Source organism: Pseudoalteromonas luteoviolacea NCIMB 1944 (assembly GCF_001625565.1).
GTDB lineage: Bacteria > Pseudomonadota > Gammaproteobacteria > Enterobacterales > Alteromonadaceae > Pseudoalteromonas > Pseudoalteromonas luteoviolacea_F.
The window spans coordinates 31,477-45,967 of sequence record NZ_AUXS01000047.1 but is presented as its reverse complement, the minus strand read 5'-3'; the positions used below and the strand labels follow the sequence as shown (position 1 = coordinate 45,967).

Below are 14,491 nucleotides of genomic sequence, written 5' to 3'. Positions count from 1 at the left end.
TAAGCCCTACCCATATTTGCTGGCGGGTTTATATACTTGTATAAGCTCCTCCCACGCTAAACGAACTCATTTATAACCCCCTTTATTATACTGAAGGTGTTGCTGGCCCTCCATTCCATCTACCTTGGGGAACTGCCCATGAGTTTCTAATTCCAACGTTAATCGGACATAAAAAAACACCGGCTCAAAGCCGGTGTTTATTATGTTTGATTAATTATCAGGCTCAGCTGATATCAATCATATTACTTTTGCTTGCGGCGACGTAGTGCAGCAAATGGTGCAGCTAGTAGTGTCAACCAAGCTAGTGAACCTGAATCGTCATCGTCGTCACCGTTGTCTTCTTTCACGTCAATCAAGCGAACTTCAACACGAACGTCGTCAGAGTATTTACCTGCCGCATCTTTCGCTGTTACGTCGAAGCTGAACTGACGGTCGAATTCGAAGTCTAGGTTACCAGCAACAATCAGCTGACCCTGCTCGTTAATCGTGATTAACGTAGTACCCGCTACCATGAACTCAACAACATCGTTGTCGAAATCAGAGAACGTTAGCTGACCAATTACAGTACCAACTGGGCTGTTTTCTTCGATGTTGAAGCTCTGACCTTCTTCGATCATTGGCTTACCTTCGTATTCGTCTTCTTCAACATTGAATACGACAGTTACCGCTTCAGACTCAAGACCGTCTGCATCAACAGCTGTTACAGTTACTTCGAAAGACTCACCTTGGTCAAAGTCAATTTCGCCAGTAACAGTGATGTTACCTTCAGCGTCAATTGCAATTGCATCAGAACCTTCAACTTTGAATGAAGAAACATTGTCATCTTGGTCCATGAACTCAAGCATGCCAACTTCAGTACCTAGGTCTGCGTTTTCTTGAACGTCAAACTCTTGGCCTTCAGCAACATATGGTGCTTTCTCTGAATCTTCGTCAACTGCGTTTAACACGTCAACAATGATATTTGTAGGCTCTGACTTGAAGCCTTTTTCATCGTGAGCAACAACAGTTAGTTCAACTGACATTACGCCTGCATCGTAATCTAGAGGCTCACCATCAGCAACAACAACTGAACCGTCTTTGTGTACTGTGATACCTGAATGTGAGCGAGCAACAAGCTCGAATTCAGAGATCTTAGCAGCACCGTCTTGTTCAACTACTTCTAGTTGACCAATTACGTGGCCTACCTCTGCATCTTCAGATACTTCTAAGTCTGCATCAGCAATCATAGGAGCCACTACCGCTGGTAACATATCAGCTGTGATATTCGCTAAGATTTGGTCGTCTGACGCTAGTGTGAATGGCTTGTAGCTATCAACAAACGCAGATGCGCCCGGAGCTAGAGATTCAACAGCGTTACCATCTGCATCAACTAGAGAAGCTGGCGCAGTTTCGAATGTAGTGTGACCTGTTAAAGAGTCTGTTACTTCGAAGATACCTGACTGGTAGTTACCGATACCCGCTTGCGCTTCGATCATGATCTTGTCGCCAAGGTTAGACGTATCTAAACCAATTAGGCTAGAACAACCAGAGAAGGTAATTGTGTTAGTACCACCTTCGTGGAACATTGCTGACAAGAATCTCCACTGATCTTCACCATCGATAATTGGACCACTCAATGTACGAGCACGACCGATAACGGCTGCACTACGACCTACATCGTTGTAGTTTTGTAAGAAGAAGTCAGGCACACCATCGTAGTTTACATCTAGTGTCATACGGTAACCCGCTTGACGGTGCATTGTTAGCTCATCACGTAGTGCCATTGACGCTGTGAAGATTGCACCAGAGTCACATGACTCGCTGCCGTATACATTGAATGACGTGCTTAGGATATTGAATTGCTTGTCTTCTGCAGATGCTTCTTCACCTACAGCAACCAACTGATCTGTTACAACGTTAAAGGTTGTGAAGCCGTTGTTTGTTACTTGAACGCGCTTATCGCCTTCTTCAAGAACAGATACTTCAACACCTTCATTTGCACGTGGTAGTACATGGTAAACCATGTGGATGTCATGATCGCCGTCTAGCGCTTGGTCATCAAAAATTAGTGCACCGTCTAGCTCAGAAAGAGTCAACGCAGCCGCACGTGCAGTTAGGTCATTTGCACCTTGTGGGTTAGGTAGGCTCCATGCAGGTAGTTTGCTTGGGTCAATTGTTAACTCAACTTGGAAAGAAGCAGTTTCACCAGCAGCAACTGTAATTGACGCAGGGAACTTCCAGCTTGTTGCGCCTAGATCTGTATCACTTGTGTAGCGATCTTCAGTGCGTAGGTTATATGTTTTCTCTTCTGTGTGGAAGTTCTTAACATATACAGTCTTAGTATACGTCGTTGTTTCTTCTAAGACGTCAAAACCGAATGAAAGTGCAGCTTGAATTGTGTCGTAGTCATCATGGTGTACCCATGCAACTGTTTGTGAATCAACCGCTTTCTTAACATCAACAAGACCGGCACCGATTAAACTGATTGGCGCTAGCTCTGTCTCTGCATTTAGTGATTTTGGCTCCATGAATACATTTAGGTTTGCAGTATTCATTAGTACCGCTTTCACTTGTGCAGCACTTAGTTCTGGACGCGCTTCACGTACTAGTGCTACAGCACCTGCAGTGATTGGACCTGAGAAAGAAGTACCAGTTGCACCAGCTAACTGGTCAAGTGTACCTGTCGCAGCAACCTGGATGTTAACACCTGGTGCTGTGATTTCTGGCTTAAGTAGGCCATCCATTGAAGGACCACGAGAAGAGAAGTCAGCAACACTGTCAATTGCAACGTGTGATTCAATACCAAAGTTAAACGTTGGCTGATTACCAGCAGCCAATACTGCTTTAATTGCAGTACCTGTATCTAGTGAAACAGAAATAGTCGGTACAGTTACAGCGTCGCTTGAACCACCAAGACCTGGCGCACCGCCTTCAACATTGTTAGCAATGATAACGTATTTTGCACCTTTAGCTTGCGCATTTAGTGCTTTGTCAACGAACGCACACGCACCACGGTCAATTAGTACCGCTTTGCCAGTGAAGTCCATGCCTTCAAATGGATTTAACACTTCACCTTCGTTATCTGGATCAGGGATGTTACAACCATTTTGATTTGCTTCAGGGTAAACAAGTTCTGTATCTGCGTTTGTGAATGAGAACGGGTCTTGTGGACCAAAGCTCGCAGTACCAACATCAATACGGTCGCCATTTAGAGTACCAACTGCGAATAGATCAGGTAGTACTGGGTGACCCATTGCACCTACAGATAGCGCGTTAGGTGTTGTGCTTGGACCGCCGATACGGAATGGGTGGTTACCATCGTTACCCGCTGAGATAACAACGTTCGTACCCATTTTAACTGCTTGGTGGATTAGGAATTGCGTACCGTCTTCACGATCAGTAGAACCGAACTCACCACCTAGTGACATATTGATTACATCAACGCGGTCGCTGATATCACCGTCACCATTTGGATCCATTGCTGCTTCTAGTGCGCCTAGCTGAGCTGCAAATGGACAACCGCCACCACACACTGAGTAAACGTAAAGTTCAACATCTGGAGCAATACCCGTTACAGAGTGTGATACAGATGTACCATGAGATGTTGGTGCGTCATCTTCAGTTGGGTTTGCAGGATCGTTTTCAATCGGGTCCGCATCGTTACGCATAAAGTCGTAACCGCCAACAACTTGACCTTGTGGCCATGTTACCGCTGCTGGATCTGCCTGTGCTGCGTCATATGCTTCTTGTGTACCAGCGCCGCCAAATACTTTGTGCGTGTAGTCAATACCTGTATCTAGTACAGCAACTTTTTGGCCAGTACCAGTGAAACCTGCAGTATTAATAGGTGCAGCTTGGATGTAATTGTTTGCATCAGCAACATGTAGCTCATAGTCATATAAAGGTAAGATGCGCGCTACATTGTTATTCTTTTTGATCTTTTCTAGTGCTTCATCAGACGCTTCAACAATCAGAGTTGATGCTAATAGTTTAGTAGAACCAACAACTTTGATATCTGCATTTAGGCTTGCTAAATCACGCTTAACTGTTGTTTGTAACGTCTCTACAGATGCAACCGTTTGACGTGCATCACTTACTGAGTAATTACCACGCTCCATTAGGTTTGCAGCAGTTTCTTGTTTTAAAACTACTAAGAAAGCCTCAGCTCTATTTTCTTGCTTTGCAGATAGCTCTACTTTTGCTACTTCTGTGTTAAGTGAACGAGTGTTGGTCTCTAATGTCGCAGCACTTACTGATGCTGCTGAAAGAGCACCTGAGACAGCCATAGCTACCGCTGTCGCTTTAAATGAATACTTGGCCATAGTTTCCCCTAGGACTTGTTGTTTAATTTGGTGTTTATTTATATTTAGAGAGTAGAATCATTCATCAATATAATGTGACTACATGGTTAATTGCAATAATGGAAATACAATTAAGTTACATTTTTTGAACTTTAATTTTATTCAACAACGTAAACCTTTGTTTTAATAAGAAAAAGCACAATGTGAAGAAAAGTAAACAGATATAAATTAAATTTACTGTAAATGAGCTGCCTATTTGGACCCATAAAGTAAACAGTTTGTTTTCACTTTAAGACACTTGCGCTACCGTTGACCTCAGAATCTTGCCAAATCCTATTGAAACCCTTAAAAAGGGATAGAATTATTTATTTAAGGGGCAACTTATGAAAAAGTTATTGACACTAGTAACCTTGCTGGCGGGTTTCAGTATGCAAAGTCAAGCCAGCACACTGTTCAAAGAAAAAGAGGATGCCATTGAGTACCGCAAAGCAGCGTTTCAATTAATTCGCTATCAGATTGGTGATATGGGCGACATGCTTAAAGGTAAAGTGCCGTTTGATGCAGAACGTTTCAAACAACGTGCCCACAATGCAGCCCAACTTTCTAATATGCCATGGGAAGCATTTATCACGGGTACTGATAAAGGCGACACCAGCGCTTTACCAGAAATATGGAGCGACAGAGCAACATTCGATAAAAAAGCTGCGGACTTCGCCAAGTATGCGCAAGCGCTCGCTACAGCGTCAGAATCTGGAGACAAAAAGGTGATTGCCAAAGCATTTGGCAAGTGGGCGCAGGGCTGTAAAGATTGTCACAAATCATTTAAAGATTAATCGCCAAAATACAGCACATTTAAAGAGAGCATGACCGTCGCTCTCTTTCATGCTGTGAGACTACTCATCAAAAAAGTCAAATTCATCATCTCCTAAATGTCGTCGCAATCGCTTTTGCTCTAAGTACTCGTCTAGTTTTTTTCTGACTTTTTGCCGCTGCTTATTAACATCTTTTTCATTCAGTGTGCCAAATTCTTCTTGATATTCGTCATCCAATGGATCATAGGAATATGTTTTACCCATGATAAGCTCCTATTTAACCTTTAGAGATCAACTTTCAATACACGGATATAGCTGTTTACTGCTGTATGCATAAGTGGGGTGGGCGATAAAGACCTCCCCACACACATTACGACTTATAAAGTATTTAGCTCGAAATAAGCCGCTTGGACAGTGAATGATTTTTATCGTGACGATTAACAAAACAAATCAAACCAAATTATGAGTAAAATGGCCAAATTTTAGTTGAAAGGTTATTTTTATCCTGACCTCCTATCTCGATAAAAACCGTATGCAATTGAAAAATATGGACTTTAAAAATTGGCATCATACTTGGAATACACAAAGTGTCATCAACAAAAAATAAGAGCCAAGCCATGAAAACCACTTTAATTACACTTGCAATTTTATCGTCTTCCTCTGTCTATGCGCATAGCGATCACAACTTTTCAATCTCCAGTGATAACTGCCAGTTAGAGTTCAAAAATGATGTCAGAATCACACCTGAAGAGATCTCAATAACACAAGCTAATAACCAAAATATGATGATCGCAGCAGATGGTACCTTGTCTGTTAATGGGCAAATAATCACAGTGACACCGCAGCAACGCCAAGCTCTCTCTTTTTATGCAGAAACATTGCGGGCTGAATTACCAAAAGTCGCCGAAGTCGCGACACAAGCGGTCGATCTGGCAGAAGTTGCTCTAAATGAAGTTGCCACAACATTCAATTTAAACAGCTTTGATGACCTATCAGAGATCCTCGATGAACTAAATGTGGAAGTACAAAATACCTTTTACCAAGAGGGTACTTTTGTCATGGGTGAGCAAACCATGGCTGAATTTGGCGAGCATTTCGAGCAGCAATTTGAATCCCGTGTTGAAAGCGCAGTGAAAAGTGCCATGTTTGAGTCAATTGGCACACTGCTCATTTCACTGGGTTCAGAAATGAAAAACGCGGATGGTGACATCAATGCCTTTGAGCAACGTATGGAACAATTAGGTAGTAATTTTGAACGTCGGATCAATGCGCAAGCAGAACAACTTGAAGCAAGTGCAGACTCACTATGTGATCAGTTTGCACAGATAGCCCAGCAAGAGGCCCATCTAGCACAATCAATGCCGACGCTGTCTGGGTACGCTTTGATGCACACTACATCCCACTAAGTAAGAAAACATTCCAACCAATGAGTGGACGCTGTTTAAGGTCCCCTCTTCTTGTCACTCAGTACTTGTACCAGCTCTCCCAATCGCTTTAAGCTCGCTTCATGTTTGTCCTGCCATGGCAGTCCATAACTCAGTCGTATACAATTTTGAAACCGCTCCGACGCACTAAACAGCTGTCCGGGCGTCAAACTGATCCCCTGAGCCATTGCCATATTGAACAATGTACCACCATCAATACTTGCATCCAGCTCTAACCAGACTACACAACCGCCTCGCGGATCACTGATCCGTGTCTCAATTGGAAAGGCACTGCGAATACAGGCCAGCATTTTTTGTTTGTTTTCCTGTAGCCGCAGTCGCAACTTTTTGAGATGGCGATCATAAGCGCCCGATGCCAGATACTCTGCCAATACCCATTGATTGATCAGTGATGAAGAGCAGCTCAGCGCCCGTTTATATCGACGCGCTCTGGCAGCATGTCCCGGTGCCAACATCCACCCAACTCGATAGCTCGGCGCCGCTGTTTTAGAAAATGAGTCACAGGTGATCACTTGCCCAGGTTGGGCATAATACTGAGCAGGTTTGCCACGGTATTTGGTAAAATACAAATCGCCATATACATCATCCTCGATAAGCGTGACGTTATTTTCTACCAACATTTGTAGCAAACTTTGACGGCGACTATCCGGCATGAAACTGCCAATCGGATTGTTAATACTGGTAGAGCACACACATGCTTTTACATCGTGTTTGGTCAGCGCATGTGCTAAGTCTTCAAGCCATAAGCCATCATCAGGACAAACTGGAATTTCAATTGCTTGTAGTCCAAGGTTTTCAATTAGTTCTATGATGCCAAAATAGCCAGGAGACTCAATCGCTACGACGTCTCCGGGCTGCGTCACGCACTGCAACGCAATCGCCAGTGCTTCTTGGGCACCATTGGTGATGACAATATCATCGGCGACTACAGATAACCCCATATGCAAATAACGCTGTACTATCTGCTGCTTTAACTTCAACAGCCCATCCATAGCGCCATACTGCAACAGTTGCTCACCTGCTTGTTTTAAGGCACTGCGCATCATTTTTGCCAATATAGCTTCATCCCCCATCGCAGTCACTGGGTTAGCAATGCCAAATTTCGCCTCGTGTGGCGCGTGTATCCCTTCATATACCTGTTCAATTAAAGACTGCTTGTTGACCTGAGTTGGGTTGATGGGCAACTTGCAGCGCCTTGGTAAAGTATTTTGCTCACCATCAAATAAAAAGTAGCCGGATTTTTCTTTCGAATAGATTCTCCCTTGCCCTTCAAGGTGATAGTAGGCTTGTTTAACTGTCGGGATACTAACTGACAGCTGTTGCGCAAGTTTTCGCAACGAAGGAAGTTTATCTCCTGGTTTGAGCACCTGCTGAGAGATCATGTCATTGATCACATCAATGACCTGCTGATAAAGGAATTGACTGCTTTGCACGCGATGACTCCACATCAATCTGTATAGGTTAAAAATGACTTTTTCTGTATCTATTATACACAGATTATCCGAGTAAACTGCTCCTTGTCGCAATAATCCAATTATACAAGGACCAACGATGAGAAATTGGCTGTTATATATCATTACCGTTCTTATTTGGGGCTCAACTTGGCTGGCCATTGAGTTCCAGCTCGGTCAAGTCAACGAAGTTGTATCACTCTTTTATCGCTTTGCTATTTCTGCACTCTGTATGTGGGGCTTTGTTGTTTGGCGACAGCTTCCCATGCAGTTTAAGCTCATTGATCACGGTTTTTTCATACTTTTGGCCATAGGTAACTTTGGACTCAATTACCTGCTACTTTACTGGGCACAAGGTAGTTTATCTTCAGCGATGGCATCTATCGCTTTCTCCTTTATGCTGATCTTAAACATGATCAATACTCGCCTATTTTTTGCCAAGCCAATTGCCTTTAAAAGCTATATTGGCGCGGCTTTGGGTGTAGCTGGGATCGTCAGTTTGTTTTGGCACGAATTAGGGACGGCTGATTTATCTTCTAATACCTTGGTTGGTCTGGCATTGGCACTGGCGGGAACCTTTGTCGCATCTTTGGGAAATATGGTCAGTATCCGCAACTCAGATTGCGCCATTGGTGTTTTAGAGGGCAACGCTTGGGGCATGTTGTACAGCAGTGTGTTGCTCGGGGCATATATTGCCTTCAGCCCACTGTCATTTGTGGCACAAGCCGATACCAGTTACTGGCTCTCTCTGCTTTACCTCTCTGTTTTTGGCACTGTGATCGCCTTTGCATGTTACTTTTCTCTACTAAAAAATATTGGTCCAGAGCGCGCCAGCTATATCATCGTATTATTCCCGATTGTAGCAGTAGTGCTCAGCACACTTTTTGAAGGCTTTACTTGGCAGCTCAATACTTTTATTGGCTTTGGCCTTATTTGCGCAGGCAATTTACTGGTACTTGCCCCCAAGAAGCTACTCAACAAGTACAGCTCTGTGTTGCAAACTAAACAGGCCCATCCAAACTAGGCACCTTCAATCGCAACGACGCCGCATTGCACTTAACCAACGCGGGCGTTGTTGCGATTAAATCCCCATCGGCTTCAACACAAATGTTTGAAGAAGTTATCTTGAAATTGCTCCCACTTTGCACCTTTACCCACGATAATTTGGTGTGTAAGCCAAATAACATCAATGCAAAACTCAGCAAACGTTTGTGCCAAGCAATATTCGGAATAGTAACCATCTGTAGCTGGCCATCGCCCACCTCAGCCAATGGCGCCGGTGTTAATCCCGCAGCAAAATGACGACCATTGGCAAATAGACTCATTAAGACGCGCTGCTCAATACCGTCGACATTAACAGTGACACCCTTGTAAAAAAATAACTTAGCTATCCCTGCAAATGTATAACTAAGCGCGCCAAAACGCTTTTTTCCTGCCATCGCGGATACCACTTCAGCGCTAAAGCCGACACCCGCCATGTTGATAAAATAGCGTCGGTCTACTTGACCTACATCTACATTGCACGTGGAATCAGCAAAAACGGCAGCGCGCCACTGCCTGATTGAATAGCCAAATTGTCGAGCGAAATCATTGCCCGTACCGCAAGGTAATAAAGCCACACTCTTGTTTGTATCAACCAAAGCGCTTTCGTTTACACATAATAAAGCGTTGATGGCTAAGTTTAACGTGCCATCACCACCTAAAACTGTCACTTGATTTTGCTGTTTTATTAAATACTTTAGCTGTGCTAAATCGCGCTCAAAACAGCCACATGTTGCATACCATTGCAATTTGATTTGACGCTCAAGAGCGTTTTTTTCTAACCACTCCTTATGCGCCAGCATTTTTTTTCCACCCTGCGGGTTATACACCACTAACAAAAGATAAATCCCTAAATATTTTTATCTGAATAACTATTCAACCGATCAATTATAAATCACAAAACACAACAAAAGCACCAACAAACCATTGAATAAATATTCATTAGTTCATATAAACAGCACAACAACACAACCACCCATTAGTTTTTCTAATGCTTCACAGGCAATTTTTATCGTTTTAATTTTAATCATCCCGAATGCAAAATAACCAAGTAAATTAACCGACAGTCAATTATTTGGAGTACGATATGCTTAATTCAGCTGCTGCGTGCAGCAACACGCAAACCACCCATGAACCAATCCGCGCTATTGCACAAAAACCACAAATTCAGTGGATGGCTTGGTTAAGTACAATCGGGCGATCACTGAACCTTAGTGCTGTGGTAATGCATAAGTAAATCTGTACTCTTGTACACTTGATGGCCAATTCAGTGCGGCCATCAACTGTTTTTCCCGTCTACATTTTAAACACACCCTATCAAAAAGTATAAATTTCAGGCAAACAATTCAATAACTTCGCTTTTTTGACTATTTTTTCAGCAAACGATTAAAAAACTATTTACAGCACCCAATTCGATAAGTATTATCTGTGCCCATGGAGAGATGGCTGAGTGGTTGAAAGCACCGGTCTTGAAAACCGGCATACGTTAATAGCGTATCTAGGGTTCAAATCCCTATCTCTCCGCCATTTTTAAAGTTTTGCGCCGGAGAGGTGGCCGAGTGGCTGAAGGCGCTCCCCTGCTAAGGGAGTATAGGGTTTGTAGCCCTATCGAGGGTTCGAATCCCTCCCCCTCCGCCATTATCTTGTAAAGAAACCGTCCATTGGACGGTTTTTTTATGTCTGAAATTTACATTCAACTTCTTTTAAGCCCCCATCCCTTAATTTCGCATTGAATACTTTTTCACTTCACAAACTGGTCAGATGTGTTAAGAATATAGTCATGTCTTTTTAAACTTTATGATCACCCATGCAAATTCATTTTATCGAAGGGTACATTCAACAAATTTACTTAGTCGAGTACCCCGACAAGTTATTGTTACTCGACGGATGTACACGCGCAGATGTTGATATTGTCTGTCATTTTATTTGCAAGGAGTTGTCGCGCCCGATCACCGATCTCAAACTCATTATTGTGACGCATATGCACCCCGATCATGCCGGAGGGGCGCACTTGCTCAGATCCCGTAGTGGCGCAAAAATAGCAACAGCCAAAGTAGCAGGTCATTGGTATAGCGGACTCGATGGCATTTTAATGCATTGGTCCGATATGATTCTGGCATTGTGGGTTGCCGGAAGAAAAAAGAAAGCACGGAAGAATCTTTGGTATGCGAGAAAATTAGCCGCAGACTACTATTTAGCAGATCAAGAGCGACTACCTGACTTTAATGAATGGCAAGCTATATACACACAAGGCCACACAGACAGAGATCTTTCTATATATCACGTGACTACACAGCGCCTTTACGTGGCCGATCTTTTTGTTAAAGTCAGAGGCCAGTTTATACCGCCCTACCCAATTTTTTACCCCAATCGTTATCGCAGATCACTACAAAGGATCCGTAAGCTGAAACCGGCATCGATCATTTTGGCACACCAAGGTGAGATCCCATTTACTGATATTGACTTTGATCGCTTAGATCAACTTGCGCCCCACGTACCTGTCACACATTGGCGCTCAGTCAAAGCGAAGACCAAAAAAGCCCTTGGCCTTCACCAACCTTTACCACCTAAATAACTGACTTAATAACTGCAATGAAACGTTCAATGTCCGTATTGTCGTTGTACACGTGCGGTGATATGCGCAACCCATAACGACGCGCATCCACCGCGATACCTTGCTGAGACAACTGATGTAAACAACTTTCCATATCATCAGATACATTAACAATCGCGGTGCCAGAACAGCGCTTTTCAAATTGCGGCGATGAAATACACCCAGGTGGGAGTGCTTGCCAAAGACGCTCAAGCAAAGTTAAGTTGTGATGGCGAATGTTTTCAATGCCATATTCACGCAACATATCAATGCTGTGCGCTGCCATCACATAAGGTGCAACCGAAGGCGTTCCACCCCAAAAGCGCAATGCGGTGTCGTGAGCAGCAAAATGATGAATATCAAATTCAAACGGATCTTGGTGTGAAAACCACCCGACATCTTTTGGCGCGCAGTCAGCCAATGACGCCGGTGAGACCCAAATAAATCCAGCTCCAGGTCCTCCACACAGCCACTTCACACATGAGCCCAGCACACAGTCTGCCTGCCACGCGGCTAAGTCTACTGCCAAAATCCCCGCAGATTGTGCAATATCGACAATCACCTTACATTGGTGCTGTTTTGCCAGTGATACGATCTCAGCAACAGGTGCTTGATGTCCCGTATTAGAGTAAACATGACTGACAAAAACCAAATCGAAATGTGCCGTTAAATGCGACTGCCAAGTCGACATTACACTCACATCTTCGCCAGCAGGAATAAAGCACAACTCAACATCTTCAAGTGCCTGCTGTAAAACAAACCCCATACTTGGAAAGTCATCTTCACTGAGCAAAACTCGAATGCGACGACCGCGCAGCGACGGCATACTCATTAACCACTTGGTCAAACCACTCGACAAGTTTGTTTGTGGACAAAAATTGTCGGCGTGACCATTGAGCAATTTGGCCAGTGCTTGGTTAAACTGCATAATGCCATCTAGCCACTGTGCCCAGGGCTCACGATTCTGCTGCTGCCACGGCTGTATAAACTGATTGTGAAAGTGTTCAGGTGCACTCTTTAGCATGCGCCCGACCGAATGACTCAACAAGTAGGTTCCCTGCGGCATAAAAAAGTTATCAGCTTGCATCTGTCACCTCACTCGACACTAAGGTTTTGCGCAGGGTTTGTAAATCATCATAGCGGGTATCAAGATCTGTTCGTTTTGCACCAGCCCGCTTGTCTCGTAGCGTTTCAAGCTGAGCCAACAATACCTGCAATGGTGGGCCACTGGCAGTAACTTTGTCTAAATGCTGGTTAGCCAGCGCTTTTGCTGGACCACAAATATATTTTTCAACTAATTGATTATGATGCTGAATTGCCGTATCACCATGTAACTTGCACGCTTGTAAAAATACTTTTAACGCCGCTTGATACCAAGGCTCCTTGCACTGTGCCTGTGCCGCTAAAAAAGCATCCAATAAGTTGGGTAATCGCATACACTCTTTCAAAGTAGCCTGATCTTCCGGCATCATGTACAACAGCTTTTCAACGAGGATCTGAGCATAATCGACATCATTCGCCTGACATAAACCCAGCATCATATCAATCACATTTATACCGGCAAAATCACCGGCATTGGCACCACGATAAACTTCTTTGCCAACCCGGTACGGTTTGTAATAAGGCCTGACGACATAAAAGAAAGACTCGGTATCCAATTGCTTAAACAGTGCTTGGTTCGAATTGATAACATCGACCAGTGCGCGTTTAACTTCCTCTAACAACACTGGCGCCATTGGGTGTGAAATACCCAGAGGCTGAACTTTTAATAGCGCTTCTGCGGCCCGCTTGTAGGCTAAAATCCCACGTGTGTTGTAATCTATAAACAGCTTTTCAGCCGGATCGCTGGTAAAACGCTTATACGTCCCATTAATTGCAGTATTGTGTGTTGTTAAATGCGCTGTTGCAAATCTAGGTGTTACACCTATTGATGAACCAATATGCATTGCTAGTGCAGAAGCAGCCTTTAATGGGGAATGTCCCTCTCTACTTGGCTCAGTCAACTCATGACGGCGACATGCTGCCATATACAAGCCAACATTGCCGAGTAAGTCAAACGCATTATCGAACCCCTCATCGGTATTACCCTCAGCGAGTAGCGCCTCAATAAAGTGCTGCCCCTGCAACAATAATTGCTGTTTTATTTCGTCACCGACCCCTTCTACGTTGGCCGGATCAGCCTGTTCACGATAGATTGCCTCTAATTTATCGTTGAGCATGACAAACTCATTTCTTATCCAGAGGTCAAATTCTTGTGTTCGCTGTGTCATTGTAAAAATCCTGAAAATTGCATCATTGTCAGGCTAACAAAACATCGACAGAGATATTTGCCAATTATTTATTAATCGTTACACTCAAATAGCGGAATACTGATTTTTAATCATAAAAAGTAGCAGAATTAACTAATATGGCTGATATTGATAACAAAGATAGAATATTACTCAGTGCTTTACAGCAAAATGCACGACTGAGTAATGCTGCACTTGCCGAGCAAGCGAGCTTGTCCGATACCCCCTGTTTGCGGCGAGTTAAAAAACTTCAGCAAGACGGTGTTATTTTGGGGTATCATGCCGATATTTCACCTCCGGCTGTTGGTTACTCTGTTTTAGTATATGCATTTATTCGCTTGACCAAAAACTCGGTTCAAGCCGCAGAAAGCTTCGAAAATCATGTCGACGCATTGCGACAAGTCAGGAGTTGCTCTGTGGTGTCAGGCAGTCACGATTACTTGCTAGAAATTATCGCTGAAGACTTACCAAGTTATGAGCATTTTGTTAAACATAGCCTTGCGTCGTTAGATTTTATTGCAGCTGTCGAATCAACCATAGTGCTAAAGCAGACCTTTAATAAACGCGGAGTTCCTTTATGA

General features: G+C 43.6%; 12 protein-coding genes and 2 tRNA genes. 8 read left to right on the top strand and 6 right to left on the bottom strand.

Features of this window, described 5'->3' with window-relative positions; all coding sequences use genetic code 11:
• Positions 1 to 242 precede the first annotated feature (242 nt).
• Complete coding sequence (locus N483_RS18125; RefSeq protein ID WP_023399029.1) at positions 243 to 4,301, bottom strand: S8 family serine peptidase; 4,059 nt, start codon at positions 4,299 to 4,301, stop codon at positions 243 to 245.
• A 362-nt stretch (positions 4,302 to 4,663) separates the two neighbouring features.
• Between N483_RS18125 and N483_RS18120 the strand changes: the two genes are divergently transcribed.
• A complete protein-coding gene (locus tag N483_RS18120; RefSeq protein ID WP_023399028.1) occupies positions 4,664 to 5,113 on the top strand; it encodes a c-type cytochrome in 450 nt (149 codons plus the stop codon).
• Positions 5,114 to 5,173: 60 nt separating this feature from the next.
• Here N483_RS18120 and N483_RS18115 read toward each other — a convergent pair whose 3' ends face one another.
• A complete protein-coding gene (locus N483_RS18115) occupies positions 5,174 to 5,356 on the bottom strand; it encodes a PA3496 family putative envelope integrity protein (RefSeq protein WP_023399027.1) in 183 nt (60 codons plus the stop codon).
• Positions 5,357 to 5,709: 353 nt separating this feature from the next.
• On the opposite strand from N483_RS18115, the gene N483_RS18110 reads away from it, so the two are divergent.
• Positions 5,710 to 6,498, top strand: a complete 789-nt coding sequence (locus N483_RS18110; protein WP_023399026.1) for a DUF2884 family protein — start codon at positions 5,710 to 5,712, stop codon at positions 6,496 to 6,498.
• A gap of 35 nt (positions 6,499 to 6,533) precedes the next feature.
• Here the strand turns inward: N483_RS18110 and N483_RS18105 are convergent, their stop codons facing one another.
• Positions 6,534 to 7,985 (bottom strand): PLP-dependent aminotransferase family protein, encoded by a 1,452-nt coding sequence (locus N483_RS18105; RefSeq protein ID WP_155250752.1) that lies wholly within the window; start codon positions 7,983 to 7,985, stop codon positions 6,534 to 6,536.
• 103 nt (positions 7,986 to 8,088) lie between these two features.
• On the opposite strand from N483_RS18105, the gene N483_RS18100 reads away from it, so the two are divergent.
• Complete coding sequence (locus N483_RS18100; protein ID WP_023399024.1) at positions 8,089 to 9,012, top strand: DMT family transporter; 924 nt, start codon at positions 8,089 to 8,091, stop codon at positions 9,010 to 9,012.
• On the opposite strand, the gene N483_RS18095 is transcribed toward N483_RS18100, so the two are convergent.
• Positions 8,990 to 9,859 carry a diacylglycerol/lipid kinase family protein gene (locus tag N483_RS18095; RefSeq protein WP_269201447.1) on the bottom strand — a complete coding sequence of 290 codons (870 nt, stop codon included), beginning with the start codon at positions 9,857 to 9,859 and terminating at the stop codon, positions 8,990 to 8,992. The two genes, N483_RS18100 and N483_RS18095, sit on opposite strands and share 23 nt — an antisense overlap.
• 257 nt (positions 9,860 to 10,116) lie before the next feature.
• On the opposite strand from N483_RS18095, the gene N483_RS27070 reads away from it, so the two are divergent.
• From N483_RS27070 to N483_RS18080, 4 genes are all read left to right on the top strand, one after another.
• A complete protein-coding gene (locus tag N483_RS27070; protein WP_023399022.1) occupies positions 10,117 to 10,266 on the top strand; it encodes a hypothetical protein in 150 nt (49 codons plus the stop codon).
• Between the two features lie 199 nt (positions 10,267 to 10,465).
• A tRNA-Ser gene (locus tag N483_RS18090) sits at positions 10,466 to 10,556 on the top strand.
• A gap of 18 nt (positions 10,557 to 10,574) precedes the next feature.
• Positions 10,575 to 10,667 (top strand) — tRNA-Ser (locus N483_RS18085).
• Positions 10,668 to 10,836: 169 nt separating this feature from the next.
• Positions 10,837 to 11,604, top strand: a complete 768-nt coding sequence (locus N483_RS18080) for an MBL fold metallo-hydrolase (protein ID WP_023399021.1) — start codon at positions 10,837 to 10,839, stop codon at positions 11,602 to 11,604.
• Here N483_RS18080 and N483_RS18075 read toward each other — a convergent pair.
• On the bottom strand, positions 11,597 to 12,709 hold the full coding sequence (locus N483_RS18075) for an aminotransferase class V-fold PLP-dependent enzyme (RefSeq protein ID WP_023399020.1): 1,113 nt from the start codon (positions 12,707 to 12,709) through the stop codon (positions 11,597 to 11,599). The two genes, N483_RS18080 and N483_RS18075, sit on opposite strands and share 8 nt — an antisense overlap.
• A complete protein-coding gene (locus tag N483_RS18070) occupies positions 12,699 to 13,892 on the bottom strand; it encodes a PrnB family protein (protein WP_023399019.1) in 1,194 nt (397 codons plus the stop codon). The genes N483_RS18075 and N483_RS18070 overlap by 11 nt, the downstream gene beginning before the upstream one ends.
• Positions 13,893 to 14,029: 137 nt before the next feature.
• Here N483_RS18070 and N483_RS18065 point away from each other — a divergent pair, with 137 nt between their 5' ends.
• On the top strand, positions 14,030 to 14,491 hold the full coding sequence (locus N483_RS18065) for an Lrp/AsnC family transcriptional regulator (protein ID WP_023399018.1): 462 nt from the start codon (positions 14,030 to 14,032) through the stop codon (positions 14,489 to 14,491).

Bases quoted from the DNA above. Each gene is read 5' to 3' on its own strand.
- N483_RS18065 (WP_023399018.1), top strand. From the start codon at position 14,030: ATGGCTGATATTGATAACAAAGATAGAATATTACTCAGTGCTTTACAG.
- N483_RS27070 (WP_023399022.1), top strand. From the start codon at position 10,117: ATGCTTAATTCAGCTGCTGCGTGCAGCAACACGCAAACCACCCATGAA.
- N483_RS18100 (WP_023399024.1), top strand. From the start codon at position 8,089: ATGAGAAATTGGCTGTTATATATCATTACCGTTCTTATTTGGGGCTCA.
- N483_RS18115 (WP_023399027.1), bottom strand. From the start codon at position 5,356: ATGGGTAAAACATATTCCTATGATCCATTGGATGACGAATATCAAGAA.
- N483_RS18125 (WP_023399029.1), bottom strand. From the start codon at position 4,301: ATGGCCAAGTATTCATTTAAAGCGACAGCGGTAGCTATGGCTGTCTCA.
- N483_RS18120 (WP_023399028.1), top strand. From the start codon at position 4,664: ATGAAAAAGTTATTGACACTAGTAACCTTGCTGGCGGGTTTCAGTATG.
- N483_RS18110 (WP_023399026.1), top strand. From the start codon at position 5,710: ATGAAAACCACTTTAATTACACTTGCAATTTTATCGTCTTCCTCTGTC.
- N483_RS18070 (WP_023399019.1), bottom strand. From the start codon at position 13,892: ATGACACAGCGAACACAAGAATTTGACCTCTGGATAAGAAATGAGTTT.
- N483_RS18105 (WP_155250752.1), bottom strand. From the start codon at position 7,985: ATGTGGAGTCATCGCGTGCAAAGCAGTCAATTCCTTTATCAGCAGGTC.
- N483_RS18080 (WP_023399021.1), top strand. From the start codon at position 10,837: ATGCAAATTCATTTTATCGAAGGGTACATTCAACAAATTTACTTAGTC.
- N483_RS18075 (WP_023399020.1), bottom strand. From the start codon at position 12,709: ATGCAAGCTGATAACTTTTTTATGCCGCAGGGAACCTACTTGTTGAGT.